The sequence below is a fragment of the Chryseobacterium culicis genome (genome assembly GCF_002979755.1).
GTDB classification, from domain to species: domain Bacteria; phylum Bacteroidota; class Bacteroidia; order Flavobacteriales; family Weeksellaceae; genus Chryseobacterium; species Chryseobacterium culicis_A.
Genome location: NZ_PCPP01000002.1, coordinates 414,335 through 433,164, shown reverse-complemented (window position 1 = coordinate 433,164; position 18,830 = coordinate 414,335). Strand labels below are relative to the sequence as shown.

The 18,830-nt window shown below is 36.8% G+C and carries 18 protein-coding genes; 9 read left to right on the top strand and 9 right to left on the bottom strand.

Annotated features, from left to right (window positions below; all coding sequences use genetic code 11):
* Nucleotides 1-101: 101 nt before the first annotated feature.
* The gene (locus CQ022_RS15040) at nt 102-479 is read right to left on the bottom strand and encodes a hypothetical protein (RefSeq protein WP_105683152.1); all 378 of its coding nucleotides are present in this window, start codon (nt 477-479) and stop codon (nt 102-104) included.
* A gap of 6 nt (nt 480-485) precedes the next feature.
* Nucleotides 486-932, bottom strand: coding sequence for a peptide-methionine (R)-S-oxide reductase MsrB (gene msrB, locus CQ022_RS15035; protein ID WP_228421731.1), 447 nt, complete (start codon nt 930-932; stop codon nt 486-488).
* Between the two features lie 213 nt (nt 933-1,145).
* On the opposite strand from msrB, the gene CQ022_RS15030 reads away from it, so the two are divergent.
* Entirely contained in the window at nt 1,146-2,390 is a 1,245-nt protein-coding gene (locus tag CQ022_RS15030; protein ID WP_105683150.1) for a DUF445 domain-containing protein, read from the top strand.
* A 26-nt stretch (nt 2,391-2,416) separates the two neighbouring features.
* Nucleotides 2,417-3,307, top strand: a complete 891-nt coding sequence (locus CQ022_RS15025; protein ID WP_105683149.1) for a hypothetical protein — start codon at nt 2,417-2,419, stop codon at nt 3,305-3,307.
* A 32-nt stretch (nt 3,308-3,339) separates the two neighbouring features.
* On the opposite strand, the gene CQ022_RS15020 is transcribed toward CQ022_RS15025, so the two are convergent.
* Complete coding sequence (locus tag CQ022_RS15020) at nt 3,340-4,377, bottom strand: quinone-dependent dihydroorotate dehydrogenase (RefSeq protein WP_105683148.1); 1,038 nt, start codon at nt 4,375-4,377, stop codon at nt 3,340-3,342.
* A 188-nt stretch (nt 4,378-4,565) separates the two neighbouring features.
* Nucleotides 4,566-5,261 carry a pseudouridine synthase gene (locus tag CQ022_RS15015; RefSeq protein WP_105683147.1) on the bottom strand — a complete coding sequence of 232 codons (696 nt, stop codon included), beginning with the start codon at nt 5,259-5,261 and terminating at the stop codon, nt 4,566-4,568.
* 195 nt (nt 5,262-5,456) lie between these two features.
* On the opposite strand from CQ022_RS15015, the gene CQ022_RS15010 reads away from it, so the two are divergent.
* The 4 genes from CQ022_RS15010 (at nt 5,457) to CQ022_RS14995 (ending at nt 9,836) form a co-directional block, all read left to right on the top strand.
* The gene (locus tag CQ022_RS15010; RefSeq protein ID WP_103231134.1) at nt 5,457-5,657 is read left to right on the top strand and encodes a hypothetical protein; all 201 of its coding nucleotides are present in this window, start codon (nt 5,457-5,459) and stop codon (nt 5,655-5,657) included.
* Between the two features lie 51 nt (nt 5,658-5,708).
* Nucleotides 5,709-7,250 carry a glycine--tRNA ligase gene (locus CQ022_RS15005; protein ID WP_105683146.1) on the top strand — a complete coding sequence of 514 codons (1,542 nt, stop codon included), beginning with the start codon at nt 5,709-5,711 and terminating at the stop codon, nt 7,248-7,250.
* A gap of 106 nt (nt 7,251-7,356) precedes the next feature.
* Entirely contained in the window at nt 7,357-8,199 is an 843-nt protein-coding gene (locus CQ022_RS15000) for a hypothetical protein (RefSeq protein WP_105683145.1), read from the top strand.
* A gap of 107 nt (nt 8,200-8,306) precedes the next feature.
* Entirely contained in the window at nt 8,307-9,836 is a 1,530-nt protein-coding gene (locus CQ022_RS14995) for a hypothetical protein (RefSeq protein WP_105683144.1), read from the top strand.
* 121 nt (nt 9,837-9,957) lie between these two features.
* On the opposite strand, the gene CQ022_RS14990 is transcribed toward CQ022_RS14995, so the two are convergent.
* The gene (locus CQ022_RS14990; RefSeq protein ID WP_228421729.1) at nt 9,958-11,286 is read right to left on the bottom strand and encodes a M48 family metalloprotease; all 1,329 of its coding nucleotides are present in this window, start codon (nt 11,284-11,286) and stop codon (nt 9,958-9,960) included.
* Between the two features lie 99 nt (nt 11,287-11,385).
* On the opposite strand from CQ022_RS14990, the gene CQ022_RS14985 reads away from it, so the two are divergent.
* The 3 genes from CQ022_RS14985 to CQ022_RS14975 are packed head-to-tail and all read left to right on the top strand — an operon-like array spanning nt 11,386 to nt 14,707.
* On the top strand, nt 11,386-12,519 hold the full coding sequence (locus CQ022_RS14985; RefSeq protein ID WP_105683142.1) for a serine hydrolase domain-containing protein: 1,134 nt from the start codon (nt 11,386-11,388) through the stop codon (nt 12,517-12,519).
* Nucleotides 12,520-12,524: 5 nt separating this feature from the next.
* The gene (locus CQ022_RS14980; protein WP_105683141.1) at nt 12,525-13,136 is read left to right on the top strand and encodes a YdeI/OmpD-associated family protein; all 612 of its coding nucleotides are present in this window, start codon (nt 12,525-12,527) and stop codon (nt 13,134-13,136) included.
* 11 nt (nt 13,137-13,147) lie between these two features.
* A complete protein-coding gene (locus tag CQ022_RS14975; RefSeq protein WP_105683140.1) occupies nt 13,148-14,707 on the top strand; it encodes an AraC family transcriptional regulator in 1,560 nt (519 codons plus the stop codon).
* Here CQ022_RS14975 and CQ022_RS14970 read toward each other — a convergent pair whose 3' ends face one another.
* From CQ022_RS14970 to CQ022_RS14955, 4 genes are all read right to left on the bottom strand, one after another.
* A complete protein-coding gene (locus CQ022_RS14970) occupies nt 14,708-15,619 on the bottom strand; it encodes a hypothetical protein (protein ID WP_123864446.1) in 912 nt (303 codons plus the stop codon).
* 11 nt (nt 15,620-15,630) lie between these two features.
* Nucleotides 15,631-16,443 (bottom strand): hypothetical protein, encoded by an 813-nt coding sequence (locus CQ022_RS14965; protein ID WP_123864445.1) that lies wholly within the window; start codon nt 16,441-16,443, stop codon nt 15,631-15,633.
* 11 nt (nt 16,444-16,454) lie between these two features.
* Entirely contained in the window at nt 16,455-17,315 is an 861-nt protein-coding gene (locus CQ022_RS14960) for a hypothetical protein (RefSeq protein ID WP_105683137.1), read from the bottom strand.
* A 232-nt stretch (nt 17,316-17,547) separates the two neighbouring features.
* The gene (locus CQ022_RS14955) at nt 17,548-18,819 is read right to left on the bottom strand and encodes a Y-family DNA polymerase (protein ID WP_105683136.1); all 1,272 of its coding nucleotides are present in this window, start codon (nt 18,817-18,819) and stop codon (nt 17,548-17,550) included.
* Nucleotides 18,820-18,830: the final 11 nt, after the last annotated feature.

Genomic DNA, 18,830 nt, shown 5'->3' with positions numbered 1-18,830 from the left:
AACTTTAACGTCCTGATTTCGTGAATTAAAGCACTTATTTTGAAAAATTCCGAAGTAAATAAAGGCTGATAAATACTCAATATTTTCTTCCATTGAAGAAGTCATAACCTCGTTTGATTATAGATTTCTTCAAGTCTTTTCCAATAATCTCTATTTACGGATTCATATATTGGATAAATACATTTGATAGCCAGAATATCCAGCTTACTTCGAAATTCCATCCAGGTCATAATATTTTTAACTAATCTTTTTTCTTCAAAACCAGCCCATTCACCCGCCGGATTCAGAAGATTGGAAAAAAGAACAGGAAAAACTTCATACTGATCTATCTTTTTAATCATTTCAAGGTTAAAAGGGCTTTTAAGGAAAATACCGGTTATATACTGAAATTGCCACTCCTGAAGTTCTGTATCGAGATACAAATCGGAAAGCGCCAGCCATACAAGCTTCCGTTCTTCAAAGAACTCAGGTTCATTCATGGATGTTTAATTCTTAGAATCTGCTACAAATTCAAGGCTCACAGAATTCATACAGTATCTCAATCCCGTAGGTTTCGGGCCGTCATCAAAAACGTGTCCCAAATGGGAATCGCATCTTTTGCAGAGCACTTCTACCCTGTCCATCCCATAAGACTGATCTCTTACATAATAAACACCTTCTTTATCAGCTTCGAAAAAACTCGGCCATCCACAGCTGCTGGAAAATTTTGAAGTAGAACGGAACAGATGGTTTCCACATACGGCACAGTAATACTCTCCTAACTCATCAAATTCGTTATACTTTCCTGTAAAAGCTCTTTCTGTTGCTGCTTCTCGGGCGATTGCATACAAATCCGGAGCAAGGAGTTTTTTCCATTCATCATTGGAAACGTTAAGTTTTGTAGTATCTGTTCTGGAGTAATATGGATTGTTTTTTGCTTCTGTATTTTCCATAGAAGTTTTTTTAATAGGTTCGTATTTCTGCGTACATGCCTGCAGAAAAAATAATAAGGTGAGTGAAACTAAAAATTTCATCGTAAATTTCATTCTTTAACGGCAAAAGATTGGGTTGGCATTATTTTGACTCAAATAACATCAATCTTTATGGTTTAAAAGCTTTTATTAAGATTAAACGGTTTCATAACCAAATTTAGTAAATTTGAGAATATGAATGACGAAGCAAAAAGAAAACAACTCAGAAAATATAAAGCATTTGCCACAGGATTATTTGTTCTGATGGCCATTATTTTCATTGTTACCACTATTGTACAGAAGTCTAATAACTCTCATTGGATTGGCTATGTACGGGCTTTTGCTGAGGCCGCTATGGTAGGTGCCTTGGCAGATTGGTTTGCAGTTACGGCATTATTCCGCCATCCTCTCGGTCTTCCTATTCCTCATACCAACCTTATTGAAAACAGCAAACAGAGACTGGGAGACAACCTGGGGAGCTTTGTAGTAGGTAATTTCCTTTCTCCTCAGAATATACGTCCTTATATTCAAAAGCTTAAGGTTTCCAACTTTGTCGGGGAATGGCTGGGTAAAGAAAAGAGTCAGGATATTTTGATTAAAAATCTTTCTGATATTGTTCTTGACATTCTTAATAAACTTGATGACTCTATGGTAAGTCAATTTATTAGCAAAAAAGTATCTGAAATGACCGATGATATTAAGCTTAATAAAGTAGTAGGAAACGGAATCGGCTATATTCTGGAAAAGAATGACCATCAGAGAATCATCACCAACCTTTCCAAGCAGATCAAGGAATACATCATTGAAAACGATGAAATGATCCAGGAACGAGTGAAGAAAGGCAGCTATTCATTCATTCCTTCTTTTGTAGATACTAAAATTGCAGATAAAATTGCAGACGGGCTTTCTGATTTTTTTAAGGAGATAGAAGAAGATCCACAGCACGAAGTAAGAGGACTGATTACTCAGAAGATTCATGAATTTTCTATTGATCTGAAAGAAGATCCGAAATGGGATGAAGAATTTAAAACGATCAAAAACGGACTTCTGAAAAATGACAAACTGGATGAATACTCCAATGACATTTGGGTTTCTATCAAAAAAACGCTGATGAAAGAGCTTCAGGAAGAAAACTCTTCATTGAAAAATTATCTTACTAAAAACCTGAATGAGTTCGCACAAAATTTAAAGACAGATGAAAACCTTCAGAACAAAATTGACCATTGGGTTCGGGTAACTGCTTATAAATATATTCTGAAAAACACCCATCAATTCGGAAACCTCATCAGTACAACTGTTGGCAACTGGCAGGGAAAAGAGCTCAGTGAAAAGCTGGAACTGGAGGTAGGAAAAGACTTACAGTTTATCCGGGTCAACGGAACACTGGTGGGAGGTCTGGTTGGCCTGATTATCTACACCATTGCTCACTTCTTCATTTAAAAACTAACATCCACGATCACTCAACCATGAAAAAAAATTTTACATTATTCTTTTTCTTATCCCTCACGTTTTTTCTCAGCCAAAAAATTGAATTAAAAAAGGTAACAGATTCTTCACAAACTTTTACAGGACAGATTGGAGGAGCTCCTATTACCCTACAACTCAGCTATACAGGAGTAGTAGACTGTGACCAGTATCAACACTACGTTGATGGATGGTACTATTATGATAAATACAAAAAGAAAATCCCGCTTACCGGAATATATGACTATTATGGTAATCTTTCATTATACAATTTTGGGGCTAAGCAAAAACAAAGTTCCAGGATTCTAAAAGAGCAGATCACTTCCCTTCAGAAAGTAGAAAAAACTGATGAAATAGCCCAGAAGTTACTCCCAAAGGAATCTATCATATTTGATCAATCCACTCTTAAAAACAATCCAATTCCCGGCCATTTTTATCTTGGTAAAAAGGTTCAGCCTGCAACATTATTTACAGGAAATGCTATGATCTACCGCCTCAACAATTATCTGTACTTACCAAATAATAAAAAGATCAATACTTATGATTTCATCAATAAAGCTGGAGGAAATGAACTGCTATCCTTCTCTTCAGGAGAAAATGGGAACAGGGTTCTGCTGTATTTTGAACAGACTTCAAACTTTAATGCCTGCGGACAATGTGGAGCCAGTGATGGAGAAAAAGGCTACAGAGTTCTTTATTTCACAAAAGACTGGAATTATAAAAACTATGAAGAATTCCTGATTGAAAGCTGCTGGGAAAATATTTATGATGTAACCAAAACAAAATCCAAAGACAAACAAATTATACAATATAAGATAGGGAAATCCGAGACAACGCCGGCTCACACACTGACTGTAGATGTAAAAAATGCATCCGTCATCAAATCAAAATAAAAAAGAGAGTCACAATAACTCTCTTTATATTTTTATCTTGGTAATCTGCTTGCTCTTTTCAGAAGTTCCTGATTGATTTCGTTAATCAGTTCCGGACCTTCATAAATAAATCCGGTGTACAGCTGAACCAGTGTGGCTCCTGCATCTAATTTTTCCATCGCATCTTTTGCAGAATGAATTCCTCCTACCCCAATGATCGGGAATGCTCTGTTACTTTTATCGGAAAGGTATTTAATCATCTTTGTACTTCTTTCACGGATCGGTTTTCCGCTTAGTCCGCCATTTCCTATTTGCTCTAAAACTTCTGGTGATGTCTTCAGTCCTTCTCTGTTGACAGAGGTATTGGAAACTACGATACCATCAATTTTCGTTTCTGCAATCAGCTCAATGATTTCGTCTAACTGATTGTTATTAAGATCCGGAGCAATTTTCAGTAAGATAGGTTTCTGTACAGATTTTGACAGGTTTATTTTCTTTACTTCTGTAATCAGCTCTCTCAGATATTCTACATCTTCCAGTTTGGCGTGGCTTCCTACATTCGGACAGCTTACATTCAATACAAAATAGTCTACATGAGGATGAAGACCTTCAAAACAGTCCAGATAATCCTGGGTATAGTTTTCGGGGCTTGTATCTGTATTTTTACCGATGTTTCCACCGATGATTATTTTTCCTTTGTTAGATTTCAGTTTTTCAATAGCCGCTTCAAGACCATCATTGTTGAATCCCATTCTGTTGATGATTCCCCCATCTTCAATAAGACGGAACAATCTTTTCTTAGGATTTCCGGCCTGTGCTCTTGGCGTTACGGTACCGATTTCTACAAATCCGAACCCAAGATCTCCTAATTCGTTGAACAAAACTGCGTTTTTATCGAAACCGGCAGCCAGTCCTACGGGATTTTTAAATTTCAATCCGAAAACTTCTCTTTCCAGACGTTTGTCTTCGATAGGTTTGGGTAAAAACAGTTTGGTAAGAAATCCAAAATTTTTAAGCATTGAAAATGTAAAATGATGAACTTCCTCGGGATCAAATTTGAAAAGAATGGGACGAATGAGCGATTTGTACATTGAAAAAAAGTTTTACAAAAATACTCATTTTAAAATTAATCTTTGATTAACCTATGATATTTTATCAAAATTCCTTTTATATACATCATCTATAAGGCATCGAATATTAGAAATTTGTTTTTTCAGGCCGATGATCCTTGTCAAGGTTTAAAACCTTGACAAGGATATTTAAAATCTTTGGGTTGTCATTAAGAATAGGAACTCAGATCAAAGTTCAGAATATCTCCTACTCTTTTGAACTCATCATCTATAGTGGCGTTTACTGTAATTCTTTCGTTAGAAACAGGATGATTGAAAATCAATTGATGAGCGTGAAGCGTCATTTTGCTGATTTCAAATGTTTGAAGCCACAACTTATTCTGTTTATTGCAGCCATGTTTTCGGCAGCCTAAAATAGGATGCAAGATATGTTTAAAATGTTTTCTCAACTGATGAAATCTTCCTGTTTCAGGAATTGCTTCTACCAAACAATATCTCGAAGTCTGATGTTTTAAAAAAGGCAAATCTATTTCCGAAGTCTGCAAACGGCTGTAGTAGGTAACGGCATTTTGCTTGACTTCATTTTCATTAATTAAATCATAATCAATTGTCTCTTCTTCTTTTGCCCAACCTCGAAGAATGGCCAGATATTTCTTCTCCACTTCACGTGATGCAAACTGTTCACTCATAATTCTAAGGGTATCTTTATCTAAAGTAAACAGCAGGACACCCGAAGTTTTTCGGTCCAACCGATGTACAGGATACACTTTTTGTCCAATCTGTTTCTTCAACTCCTGAATAGCATAGGTATCAGCTTCTCCTGCATAGAAAGATTTATGAACCAACAGTCCGCTGGGTTTGTTGATGGCAATAATGTGCTCGTCACGATAAAGAATTTCTAACATGGTGCAAAAGTAGAAATTTCCGGCCGATTTAGCCCTGATTGAGTGGTATGTTTGAGCTCTTTTCTGTTTTAGGCGGCGGCTTCGTCGCCGCCTAAAACAGAAAAAGCGAGTAGCGAAAGCAGGTTCCCGGCTCCTTCATTACCCTTCAAATAAAAAGGGTATATTCGTAAAAGGTTTTCCCTTAATTTTAAAAAAATGACAGACTATTTTGGTTTTTTTGTGAAATTGATCGTGATCGCTGTTGTTATAACGATCGCTACAATTCTTTTTGTGCCGTTAAAAAAATACAGAATAGCAAAGATATTACTGTTTATTATTGCCGGTATTTTATTTATCATTGGTGTGGGAGGATGCTTTTTGATGACCATCTCTAATGTAGGTTCTTACAGGTATTAATATTTTCCCAATAAAAAACATTATTTTTGCATATCAGACGTTAAAAAAATTATGGCAAAGCAAGAAGATGTTTTCAAGAAAGTGATTTCTCACGCTAAAGAATATGGTTTTATTTTCCCATCGAGTGAGATCTATGATGGTTTATCCGCTGTTTATGATTATGGACAGAACGGTGCCGAACTTAAAAATAATATCAAACAATATTGGTGGAAAGCTATGGTACAGCTTAACGAAAATATTGTCGGCATTGATTCAGCAATCCTTATGCATCCAACAACATGGAAAGCATCAGGCCACGTAGACGCTTTCAACGATCCATTGATTGATAATAAAGATTCTAAGAAACGTTTCAGAGCAGACGTTTTGGTGGAAGATTATTGTGCTAAAATTGAAGATAAAGAGAATAAAGAAATCGAAAAAGCAGCGAAAAGATTCGGTGAGGCTTTCGATAAAGATCAGTTTGTTGCTACGAATCCAAAAATTCTGGAATACAGAGCAAAAAGAGAAGCAATTCTTTCAAGACTGGCAAAATCTCTGGAAAATGAAGACCTTGCTGATGTAAAAGCTTTGATTGAGGAGCTTGAAATTGCAGATCCTGATACAGGTTCTAAAAACTGGACAGAAGTAAGACAATTCAACCTGATGTTCGGAACAAAACTGGGCGCTTCTGCTGACAGTGCGATGGATCTTTACCTTAGACCTGAAACGGCTCAGGGTATTTTCGTTAACTTCCTGAATGTACAGAAAACTTCACGTCATAAACTTCCTTTCGGTATTGCACAGATTGGTAAAGCCTTCAGAAACGAGATTGTGGCAAGACAGTTTATTTTCAGAATGCGTGAATTCGAACAGATGGAAATGCAGTTCTTCGTTGCTCCGGGAACAGAACTTGATTTCTACGAACAATGGAAGCAAAAACGTCTGAACTGGCACAGAGCTTTAGGTTTGGGAGACGAGAATTACAGATTCCACGATCACGAAAAGCTTGCTCACTATGCGAATGCTGCAGCTGATATTGAGTTTAACTTCCCATTCGGATTTAAAGAACTGGAAGGAATTCACTCAAGAACAGATTTCGACTTAAAAGCTCACGAGGAATTCTCCGGAAGAAAGCTTCAGTTCTTTGATCCTGAGAGAAACGAAAACTATGTTCCTTATGTAGTGGAAACATCCGTAGGTTTAGACAGATTATTCCTTTCTATATTTTCACACTGCCTGAGAGACGAAGTATTGGAAGACGGTTCAGAAAGAACAGTTTTATCTTTACCTCCGGCATTAGCACCAATCAAAGCAGCTATTCTTCCATTAATGAAGAAAGATGGTCTTGCAGAGTATGCAGAAAACATCTTCAATGATCTGAAATATGATTTCAACTTATTCTACGAAGAGAAAGATGCTATCGGAAAACGTTACAGAAGACAGGATGCCATTGGTACTCCTTACTGTATCACTGTAGATCACGACTCTTTAGTTGATCACACCGTAACCATCAGAGACAGAGATACGATGCAGCAGGAAAGAGTTCCTGTTTCAGAGTTGAGAAGAATCATTGATGAGAAAACGAACTTCAGAAATTTACTTTCTAAAATATAATTGAAAAGCCCTGGTTTCAGGGCTTTTTTATTTTTCAAATATTCCAGATCAGCATACCACAAAAATTATTATTTTTAGCGGACTAAAAACTAAACGAATAATAACCATGAAAAAACTGATTCTTTCATCACTGGCTGTGGCAGTGCTCTCAAGCTGTGTGTCTAATGATAATCCTGCCGATCACAGAGATAACGTCAAAAATAATAACAACAATAATAACGGAACTCTTCGTCTTGTAAAAAAAGCAACCGACCTTAATCCCGGAGGCCAGCCCTACATGGTGGAGTTTAAGTATAACGGAGATCAGATTATAGAAACTTACAATGCTTCAGATGATGACAGAGTGGTTTATACCTATAGCGGATACAATAGTGATTATATTGCTAAAACTGAAGAGTTCATTGGCGGATCTCTGGTTCTTATGAGAGAATTCACCTATTCTAATGGAAGGCTATCAACAGAAAAGGTAACTGATAAAGAACAGGGAACTCTTATCTACACCAAAATCTATCAGTATATCAGTGATACCCATGTTCAGTTTAATGAGTATAAAAGCGGAACTTATAATCCCTCAACAGGAACATATTCCAATCTTGTATTTGCACAGGTGGATGTTCATTTAAACAACAGCGGAAATGTAGCTTCTGCCAACTATACTCATAACGGAGTTACCTATAATATTATCAATACTTATGACACCTTTCATAATCCTATGAAAGATATAAAGGGTTTTATTAAGATCAATTTATTTGATGTAAGTGATGGACAGATAGGATATAATAATTTACTAACCCAAACCGAAACTTATTCCGGTTCATCCAATGGAATCAACAAAATTACAGCTGTCTACACCCTTAACGGAGACAACTACCCTACCAAAGCTGTCACCACCTATGACATCTCTGGCTATGGAACAAGTACTCATAACTGGCTTTACGAGTACTATTAATCATTATTTTATATTTTTAGATAGCAAGTCCTGGAATTATTTTCAGGACTTTTTATTTTTCGCAACATATAGGTTAATTTATTACTTTTATCCCTCAAATTTTAACCATGAAAAAAATAACTCTGATAATGTTTGGGCTGATCCAGACCTTTGCATTTTCCCAAACTCAGGATCTGACAACACTCGCTGCGGGCGATCATGTAGGAATGAATGCTCTATTCGATGATAAAGACAATCTTTACGGTTACGTTTCTCTCTATTCTTACGGAAAATCCGGTGATAAAACCAAAAAGTTTGAGTATGTTATATTAGATAAAAACCTCAATCCTGTTGCCAACAAAGAATTTGAAGGAGATATCACGGCTGCCTCTTATTTAGGATATGTAGATTTTAAAGGGCAAATTATTTTAAAACCTTCCATGATGGACTATTCCCTGGTAAAAACCAGAGAAGTATTTACTCCCGTTTCTATGGTGATAGATCCTAAAACAAACTCTATTACCAGAAAAATATATTACGACTATCTGGAAAATGGTACTTTCAAAGAAATCAATGAACCGAAAAGCTGGAAAGAACAGCGTAAGGAAAACCGTGAGGAGAAAAAAGATAAAGGCTACAACTACATTTCTGCCGTAGGAGAACTGAAAGAAGGAGGCTACTTTGCTGTGGAATATAAAGATTACGGAAAATACGAAAACAGCAATAGTCTTATTAAGTTTGATGCTAACAAAAAGGAAGTCTGGAGATATAAGTATAACACAGACGGAAGTAAAAAGCTGTATACGACCTTATCCGTTCTGGAAAGAGACGAAAATTATATGTACTGCATCATGAAAAAGGTTAATGACAAGCAGAAAACATTCAGTGTGATGGTTCTTGATATGAAAACCGGAAAAGAAACGTCCAATAAACCGGTTACAGGATTATCTGATGATACGATAGACAATATTGAATCCTTCTACTCCAACTACAGAAAGCTTGATAATGATAAAACTTTTGATGATAAAGTAGTCCTGCTAGGAAGGAACTATGATGATTCCGAATCCGTAGGATTTGCAAGAATAATTCTCAACAAATCTGATTTCACAGTAGATACCAAAGCAATTAATTATGAGCCTAATATCTCTACATTTCTTCCCAAAGTCAATAAATATGGAATGGTAGAAAGCGGTTATATGCTTCAGACCAAAGACATGTATTTTATGAACGATGGAAGCGTAGGTATCTTATCCGAAAAATATAAACCTGCAGGTCAATATAACGCCCCGAAAACTACTGATCTTGTGTATATCTATACCGATAAAGATTTCAAAGTGAAAAATGTTCAGGTTTTTGAAAAGGAAAAATCAAAATGGGTAAACAGTGATTATCTGTTTTCACAGTACCTCAACGGAGGAAAAGATGTGGTATTTTTCTACCGTGACTATCAAAAAGACGAAGTAACCAGGCAGAAAAGATGGAATCTATTTATCAATACCATTATTGATGGAAAGTTCAAACAGGAAATCATTCCCATTTCTGAAAAAGACAACTATGCCGTAACTCCGTATGTTGGAAAAGAAGGCTATATCCTGCTTCGTGAATATAACGAAAAAGAAAAATTCAATAAGATCCGTTTGGAGAAATTAAATTACTAATACAAAAAGAACCCTGATGTTTTGTCAGGGTTCTTTCTTTTTTATATTTGGCTAAAGCCAGTGGAATTTTTTGTTATTTTAAACGGGCTAAAGCCCGTTCCTATTGATCCTTTAATGATGATCAGTTTACCTTCGCTATCATTTCATTGGTCTGATAAAAGTCTGCAATATTCTTTATTTCATCCAGGCTTAAATTCCACATAAAGTTCAGAAACTGCTGATAACTTTCACTTTGATTTTTAGGCTCTATCCGATCCAGATACCGGTTCAGGTTATAATTTTTTCTTGCCTCATATATTTTGGAAAAACATCTTCCCAGCCAGCTTTTATAATACTTTTCCTCTTCATCATCCTGTAAAAACTGCATGGCAGTGTAAATGCCCAGTCCATAATCTTCTGAATGAAAATAATTGGGCAAAATTTCCATCCTGGCTGTTTTTTTCAATGTGAGAAACAGATCCGAAGGTTTTTCCGGAGTAAAAGGTGTTGTAAGTTCTGTAAAAGTCTTTTTAAGCATTTCAATCCTTCTGGATACTTCAGGATGCGATGCCAGGGAATCTTTATTTAGCTTTTCTTTGTAGAAATTATAATTGTACAGGGAGAAGTCTTCCTTCTTCATCCACTTCTCATTGAAAACCTGTTTAGGAAGATTAAAAAGTTTCTTATAGGTATCAACCTTCAATTCTCTTGGTGAAATGGTATCAAAATCCTGAAGCCTTTGAAGTGCATTTACAAATTCAGCTTTCTTGAAATCACTGTTTTTAAAAATGATATATCCTAAAGAATCTGCCTGCATTTCGCTTTGTCTTCTTTCTACCCCTTTTTTGTACGCCGTATTTTTAAAAATGTCAAAAGCTTTCTGATTCTGGCTCTGGCTTCTGCGTGTCGTTGTTGATTTTATATTCTCCACCACCACTTTATCCAGCTTATCCTGTTCGATAATTTTTAAAAAAGTTTTCAGAGAATGTTCTTCTATTTTGTGTCCCAGCTCATGAGAAATCACCGCAGCAATCTGCTCCTCATTGTTCAGCCAGCTGTAAAGCCCCATATTGATTACAAAAGTTCCGTCAGCAAGACAATAAGCGTTGGGGGTATTGTCTTTTGCAATCAGAATTTTCAGATCCTGAGGAATTGCAGGATTACTCTTTTTAAGACGTTGAATCATAGATTGTATACTGGTCTCAAATTCGGATTTAAAGATAAAATCCTTATTCTTTACCTGCTTTTCAAAATCAGTTCCGAATTCTTTATAAATCTTGGATAGTTCAGAGCCTGTTTTCCCAGAATATTGGGATTTTAATCTCTTGACAGTTGCTTCATTATTGCCTTCAAAATTCTTTAAAAATGCTTTTCTCTGTATATAATCTGCAGTATCTATCGGTTTATACATCTGGGCTATCCCCATCATCGAAAGCAGGAAGCAGCCTAATACAATTAGTTTTCTGGTCATAGTTTTCATCAATAAGAACAAAAATAACTTATTTGCTGATTCATTTTAAATTTTATAACCAAATTATTCTAAATTTGTTAGAGACCCATTCATGAAACAATGAGAATACTGAAGTATATGATAGGCGGAGCTGTAGCAGGTGCAGCAGCAGCTTATTTTCTGGGATACGATTATTTATTTAGTGGTATTTCTAAAACCTATCTAAAAGGAAAGTCAAGTGCATACATTGATGATGGAGATCTTTTCCCCAATAATCCTATTGCTACAGAAGAACCCAGACTTTGGGAAGAAGATCCTGACTATAACAAAAAGGAGTTACCTAAGAATTTAGTTGAGAATTTAAAACTTTCCAAAACTGCCGCTTTTGTTGTGATAAGGCATGGTAAAATTCTTCACGAACAATATTGGGATGGCTACAATCAGCTTTCGCAGACCAATTCTTTTTCAATGGCAAAAGCAGTGACAGTAATGCTTTTAGGGAAAGCACTGGAAGAAGGGATTATCCCATCCATTGATGAAAAACTTTCTGACTTTTACTCTGAATTTAAAAATAAAACATTTGGAAATCAGGTTACCCTTAAAAACTTAGCCCAAATGGAAGCCGGACTGGACTGGGATGAAAATTACAACAATCCGTTTCTTCCCAATGCTAAAGCCTATTATGGGAAAAGCCTGGTAAAAGCTGTATTCCCCAGAAAATTTAAAGAAGAGCCGGGCGTAAGATTTGAATATCAAAGCGGTTCCACTCAGCTTCTTGGTTTTGCCCTTCGAAAAGCTCTGAATCAGCCATTGGCAAGCTATTTATCAGAAAAATTCTGGATTCCTTTGGGAATGGAGCAGAATGCGAAATGGAGTACAGACAATCATGGTATGGAAAAAACGTATTGCTGTATTCATTCCAATGCCAGAGATTTTGCCAAATTGGGGCAGCTATTTCTTGATCATGGAAAAGCCGGAGATCAGCAAATCCTCAACGCAGACTTCGTTGAAAAGATGAGAACTCCTACAGAAAAGTCCGAAAACATCTATGGAATGGGGCTTTGGATCAATCATGACAATCCAATCAAACATTATTATTTCCTTGGATTACAGGGGCAATATATTATTATGGTTCCGGAGCACAATATGGTTATTGTAAAGACCGGAAGCTATTCCAACAATCCTAAAAATGACAGAGGAAGACCTGATCAGGTAAAATTCCTTGTCAATGAAATTGTACAATTATTCCAATAAACACTATGGAAAAACACAGCACAAAAGTTGATGAATACATTGAAAAGTCTCCGGATTTTGCAAAACCTATTTTACAGTATCTCCGTGAAACCATTCATGAAGCCTGTCCTGATGCGGAAGAAGCCATCAAGTGGCAGTTTCCTACTTTCATGTACAAGGGAAAGATCCTATGCTCAATTACTGCTTTCAAACACTATTGCAGTCTGGGATTCTGGCTTCATCAGGAGATGAAAACTTTACAGGAAATAGAAACAAACGCTGAAAAAAGTTCAATGTTCAGTTTAGGAAAAGTAACCCGTCTTGAAGACCTTCCTTCTAAACCTCAGCTGAAAAGAGCAATCCAGGAAGCCATGGAGCTTACAGATATGGGAGTTACCATGAAGAAAGCTCCTCCATCCAAAATAGAGATGGAAATCCCTGATTATTTTCAGTCTGCTTTAGATGCCCGGCCAAAGACAAAAGAAATTTTTGAAAAAGCTTCACCATCTTTCAGAAAAGAGTATATTGCATGGGTTACAGAAGCCAAAACAGAAGCTACCAGAAATAAAAGATTGGAACAGTCTTTGGAATGGATAGCAGAAGGTAAAGCCCGTAACTGGAAATACCAGAAAAAATAAAAAAACACACAATGAAGAAAAAAATTATACTCTTTTTCTTCCTTATTATTTCATTTTTTACATTCGCTCAGACATTTGATTTTGAGGGGCAGTACAAGTATGCCCGTATGTTGTCATCCAAAAATCCGGACAGCTCAGAAATTGTTCTGAATAAGATTATAGATTCTGCCCAGAGAAGAAATCTCCCGGAGTTTCTGGCAAAGGCGTATTATTTAAAATCGTTCAACAGTTATTTAAAATCTGATGCTGAAAAAAGTCTTGATTTTGCAGATAAAGCTCTTAAAATAGCTAGCGAGAGCAACTATAATATTGGGAAAGCTCTTGCCTACAGAATGCAGGGAACTCAATATGCAAAGCTTGGACTGCTCAAGGAATCTTCCACAAGCCTCCGAAATGCTATTGCTGAAGTAAAAAATAATAATACAGAGGAAGGACATGAGCTGAAAGGAATGATCTTTAATTCTTTTTTGATCCTTCTCAATAAGAATCAGTACAAGGAAAAAGCATTCTATTCCAAAAGCGCCATTCAGGAATTTCAAAAGCTTAAAAATGCAACCCGACGGAATGAACTTTTGATTTCAGCGTATACCAATATGGGATACAATTTATCTGAGGTAAAAAAATTCAAGGAAGCCAAACCCTATTTTGTAAAAGCCCTTTCTTTGGTGGGAGAAAGCAATTATTATCTCCGGGCAAACATCCTTAATGATATCGGATTTTCGTTTTCAAAACAAAATAAGCCGGACAGTGCGGTGCTTTATTATAAGAAATCTCTGACCATTGTAGATCAGTATGGTTTCAATGAAAAAAAGATTGAGGTTACCAAAAACCTTGAAGAAGCGTATGCTTTGCTTCACGATGATTCCAATACGGAAAAATATAAAATTGAAAATCTTAAATTAAAAGACAGCATCGCCTACAACAAAGCAATGGCTGTCAACAAAACATTATCCCAAAAAGAAGAAAATTTTCATCAGCAGCTCAATGAAAGCCACTCTACTTCAAAAGGACTTATCATAGCCTGTTTTGCGTTGATGATTATCTTAGGAGCTGTTATTTTCAATACCATCCGTCTTCGTAAAAAACATAAAGAAGCTGTTGCCAAAATTTACAGAGACGGTATTTCACCCGTTATTTATGAAGAAGATCCACAGGAAGTATCTGAGGATATTCAAACAAAAAATACCTCTACTCCCACAGAAATAAAAATTTCGCCTGAAGTAGAGGAAAACATATTACACGGACTAAAAATATTCGAAGAAAATCTTGAGTTTAACAGCAAGAATATTTCACGTTATAATCTTGCAAACACATTGAATATCAACACAAAATATCTTTCAACAGTCATCAAGAAACATAAAAAATTTAACTTCAATCAGTACATCAATCATCTGAGGATCAATTATATTGTTAACCAATTGAAAAATGAGCCTCAATACAGAAAATATAAGATCAATCACCTCGCTGAAATTACAGGATATTCATCTCACAGTGCTTTTTCTCTTGAGTTCAAAAAGATCACCGGGCTGCATCCGTCTGCTTTTATTAAAACCCTTGATGAAATCTCCTGATTACTGTTCTGCTATGGTGAGATTATTGTAACCTCCCGTATTGTTGAGCGAAAAATTCGCAACGTTTGAATTATTTAAATTAAACCAAATATAAGGCATCAGTCTCTGCCCTGCTGTCATATAAAACGAGGCTGTACAATTGCTTCCTGCGTCAATATTTACGATGCTGTTTGAGGACATGGTATTGGCACATTTTACAGTATTTACAACATTGGTGGCAGCCAATCCTGCTGTATTATCATAAAGTTGCCAGATGGCTTCTATCTGAATGGGATTTAAAGGGTCTGTAGTATAATTAATGGCTAGCGGAGCCAGATCTGTTGTGAAAGTAGCTACATAAATTCCGTTTCTGGGCGCTGTAAAAATGCCTGTAGCAGCATTGAAACTCGTTCCGGAATTACTTTCAAAAGTTTTGCTCCAGTCTACAAGATAATTACTGGCTCTGTTTTGTAAACCAGCTGTTATTGTTGGGGTAGCCGGAGTTACCAGTTTTACATTATTAGTTGTTTTGGCTGCAATAACAATTATTTTATTACTGGCAGGCTGTGCGGTAAGCAAAGGAAGCCACTCATTTCCATTGGAATATTCCACTCCATTGTTATAGCGTACGGCTCCTTCATCTGCTGCAACCGCTGTCAGTGTGGAAGTTCCAAAACCAATCGCTCCGTTACCGGAATTTCTGGCATCTATTTTTACCGTGGGACTGAGAGTTCCTGCTCCTATTTTCCCGGCACTGTTAACAAGAACATCATTGCTCTGCTGAGCCGGAGTGAATGTAGATCCTGAAGCAGGATTATCTTTTTGCCCGTCAATATGTAAAACACCTTGTGGGTTTGGGCTATTGATTCCAATCTGTGAAAATGCACATTGGAAACTTAAAGTCATTAAAATCAGTAAACAATTCTTTTTCATCATTTATCTTTTTATAATCCGAAAATACTTAAAGAAGTAAGCGTAGAATCAGTGTCCAGTGTTTTTGAACTTCCCAGTTTTTGATTCAGGCTTACCGTAATGTTATCTCCCTGATTGAGGTTAAAAATCCCGGAACAGTTTCCGGCAACACGGTTTCCGATCGTATTGTTTCCCGGGTAGCTTCCTACACATTTAAACACTTTACCGGTAGCGGAAGACGTTGAATTAGTCTGAATCAGCGTTTCATACCTTGAATCATCTGCAATGCTTCCTGAAGTCAGTGAAAAGGTAAAGGATACAATATATACACCCGTTTTGGACGCTATAAAAGCTCCAGTACCAGTATTAAAGCTGCCATTCACATCTGTTTTCTTAGTCCAGCCGGTAACCGCTGTCTGTATTCCATCACTGAAACTTTGCCCTGAAGCATTTTCTGCATCCACAAAATCATTGGGAGCCTTATGAGCCAATGCTACCCAGGCTGTTCCGTTAGAATAGCTTAGGTCCTGAGTTCCGGAATTATACCTCATCGCTCCGGCCTTTGCTGCTGCAGCAGATTGTGAAGTTCCTCCAATTCCAATAGCATTTAAGCGCTCCCCTGATCTCATATCCAGTCTTGTTTTCGGAGATTTTGTTCCGGCTCCTACATTTCCGGAAGAGGTAATCACCACATCATCATAATAACTGGAAGGTATGGAAACATTTGTGTTTTTCTGTCCGTCTATATGTAGTATTCCTTCCGGAGAAGACATATTAATTCCTATCTGAGCTTTCATCCCTATGCCACAGCAAATGAGTAAAGCCAGTCCTAATTTTTTTCTCATATCAAAGTGTGTTATTGTTCTAAAATAGAAAGATTTACGAAGCCGTATTCATTGCTTGCAGAAGACGTATCTGTTCTCAGACTCAGGTTTCCATTATAAACCGACTGATAGATATAGGGCTGAAGAGTATCGCCTTTATTCAACTGAACTCCGGCAACACAGGATCCTGCCACCTGTGCCTGTTTTGAAATATTTGAGTAAGATTTCACGCATTTTTTTACTGTACTGCTTCCATTCACAACATATCTTGCTTCTGAAAAATACCCTGAAACGATAGGAATTCTAACAAAATCGTAGGTAAAAGAAACAAGATATACACCGGTTCTTGGCGCTGTAAAAACACCTGTTCCGGGCGTAAAGTTCCCTGTAGGGTCGGAAACCTCCGTCCATCCTGCAATCCCTGTAGAAACCTGATAGGGAATTTTCACCGCGAAGTTCGCTGCCTGAAGATTGGCTACCACTACTGCTTTGGTTGGGGAAGAAATAAGATCCTGCCATACAATACCATCTGAATATTGCATCTTTCCCCCATTCAGCGGGTTATATCTTACAGCGCCACCTCCTGCAATGGCTGCGGTCTGGCTGGTTTCTCCTATTCCAATTGAGTTGTCTGAATTCGTTGCAGATCGGGTGTCTACTCTGGTAGCAGGAGTTAAGGTTCCAATTCCTATTTCTCCGGTAGAGGTGATGGAGACATCATTGGCAATTTGAGTGGAAGACGGGACTCCGGATGAGGGATTATCTTTTGCCCCATCCACATGGAAAATGGTTTGAGGGTTTGAAGTATTAATTCCTACTTGTGCTTTCGACTGGCTTATCGTAAAGCACAAGGAAATGAGTATTCCCTTTATCAAAATACTTGGATTTTTCATTTAATTTGTGGTTTTAAAACGTGTACAATTCTTGGCCAAAGATAAATGTAAAAGCACATTTCGTACAATAGTGCCATTCAAATCAAAAACACGCAAACCACTGAAAATAAGCTAAATAACACTTTATTTCACAGTATCAAAATACGGAATTTTACTATTTAAAATAAAACAGACATGTTATTTTGTTGAAAAATTTTAAAGAATTTTTATTTTTTGAAGAAAAATTTCAGCACTAATGAAATCTAAAGTTGGCTTCCGGCAATGTATTCTTTTTCAGGAAGGCTTCATATTCGGGAGAAAGCTTTGCCCGCCCAAAAGTATTTTCACCGCTCATACTTCCCAAACGTACTTTATCTTTCCCGAATTTTCTGTTCATGGCATCCATTGCTTTCATTACAGGAAGATGCTGGTTTTGGATATCTTCTTCGAAAAGGCTGATCTGTCTCTGATCTTCAGGCACAAAATCATTCACCATTACTCCTGCTCTTTTATAATGAAACCCTTCTCTGTAAATGGCTTCAAAAAGTTCATTCACTACTCTTCCGATTAGGATGGATGAATTGGTAGGATTGGAAAGAATCCGGGTCATTGCATTTTTATATTCGGGCAGATCTTTTCTAAAACGGTTGGTCTGTACAAAAACCGTAATCATTTTACAGCATGTATTCTGCTTTCTTAATCTTTCTGAACAATACATCCCGAAAGTCTCTACCCTTTCTCTGACTTCTTCTTTCTTTGTCAGCATCTGCATAAAACTACGGGTAACTGCTATGGATTTTTTAGGAGACGGAGTGTCAAGCTCAAGCTGGCGGATTCCCTTCAGTTCATTAATCATTCTTATCCCATGAATTCCCATCACTTTTCGGACCCACATTTCAGGTTTCTGAAGAAGATCCCAGGCTTTATATACTCCACTGTCATTCATTTTAACAGCAAGCCTTCTACCTATTCCCCACACATCTCCTATATTGAGCCACTTCAGGGCTTTTTCAATTTTTTCGGGAGTATCCAGAATATACACTCCCTTAAAGTTATCCGGAAAGTCTTTTACAATTCTGTTTGCCACTTTACATAATGTTTTGGTGGGCGCAATGCCAATACTTACCGGAATATTTTCCTTATCATAAATTTCATTTCGGATTTTAAGACAATAGTTATACATATCAATATACTTAAATCCCGTTAAGTCAAGAAAAAGCTCATCGATACTATAAACTTCATGGTCAATAACATAAGATTTGGCAATATTAATGACCTGCTGGCTTTTATAATTATACAATTCAAATTTTGCAGAAAAGCTTTTCACATCATATTTCTGAAAAAGCTCTTTGTACTTGAATGCAGGAGCTGCCATAGGAATTCCCAGATCTTTTGCTTCTTTACTTCTGGACACCACACATCCATCGTTGTTGGAAAGAACCACAACGGGTTTGCCTTCGAGATCAGGATCTAAAGTCCTTTCGCAGGAAACAAAAAAATTGTTACAATCTACCAGAGCGTACATGACAATTGTAT

Coding starts and splice junctions, on each gene's coding strand:
- CQ022_RS15040 (WP_105683152.1), bottom strand. CDS start 479: ATGAATGAACCTGAGTTCTTTGAAGAACGGAAGCTTGTATGGCTGGCG.
- msrB (WP_228421731.1), bottom strand. CDS start 932: ATGGAAAATACAGAAGCAAAAAACAATCCATATTACTCCAGAACAGAT.
- CQ022_RS15030 (WP_105683150.1), top strand. CDS start 1,146: ATGAATGACGAAGCAAAAAGAAAACAACTCAGAAAATATAAAGCATTT.
- CQ022_RS15025 (WP_105683149.1), top strand. CDS start 2,417: ATGAAAAAAAATTTTACATTATTCTTTTTCTTATCCCTCACGTTTTTT.
- CQ022_RS15020 (WP_105683148.1), bottom strand. CDS start 4,377: ATGTACAAATCGCTCATTCGTCCCATTCTTTTCAAATTTGATCCCGAG.
- CQ022_RS15015 (WP_105683147.1), bottom strand. CDS start 5,261: ATGTTAGAAATTCTTTATCGTGACGAGCACATTATTGCCATCAACAAA.
- CQ022_RS15010 (WP_103231134.1), top strand. CDS start 5,457: ATGACAGACTATTTTGGTTTTTTTGTGAAATTGATCGTGATCGCTGTT.
- CQ022_RS15005 (WP_105683146.1), top strand. CDS start 5,709: ATGGCAAAGCAAGAAGATGTTTTCAAGAAAGTGATTTCTCACGCTAAA.
- CQ022_RS15000 (WP_105683145.1), top strand. CDS start 7,357: ATGAAAAAACTGATTCTTTCATCACTGGCTGTGGCAGTGCTCTCAAGC.
- CQ022_RS14995 (WP_105683144.1), top strand. CDS start 8,307: ATGAAAAAAATAACTCTGATAATGTTTGGGCTGATCCAGACCTTTGCA.
- CQ022_RS14990 (WP_228421729.1), bottom strand. CDS start 11,286: ATGACCAGAAAACTAATTGTATTAGGCTGCTTCCTGCTTTCGATGATG.
- CQ022_RS14985 (WP_105683142.1), top strand. CDS start 11,386: ATGAGAATACTGAAGTATATGATAGGCGGAGCTGTAGCAGGTGCAGCA.
- CQ022_RS14980 (WP_105683141.1), top strand. CDS start 12,525: ATGGAAAAACACAGCACAAAAGTTGATGAATACATTGAAAAGTCTCCG.
- CQ022_RS14975 (WP_105683140.1), top strand. CDS start 13,148: ATGAAGAAAAAAATTATACTCTTTTTCTTCCTTATTATTTCATTTTTT.
- CQ022_RS14970 (WP_123864446.1), bottom strand. CDS start 15,619: ATGAAAAAGAATTGTTTACTGATTTTAATGACTTTAAGTTTCCAATGT.
- CQ022_RS14965 (WP_123864445.1), bottom strand. CDS start 16,443: ATGAGAAAAAAATTAGGACTGGCTTTACTCATTTGCTGTGGCATAGGG.
- CQ022_RS14960 (WP_105683137.1), bottom strand. CDS start 17,315: ATGAAAAATCCAAGTATTTTGATAAAGGGAATACTCATTTCCTTGTGC.
- CQ022_RS14955 (WP_105683136.1), bottom strand. CDS start 18,819: ATGTACGCTCTGGTAGATTGTAACAATTTTTTTGTTTCCTGCGAAAGG.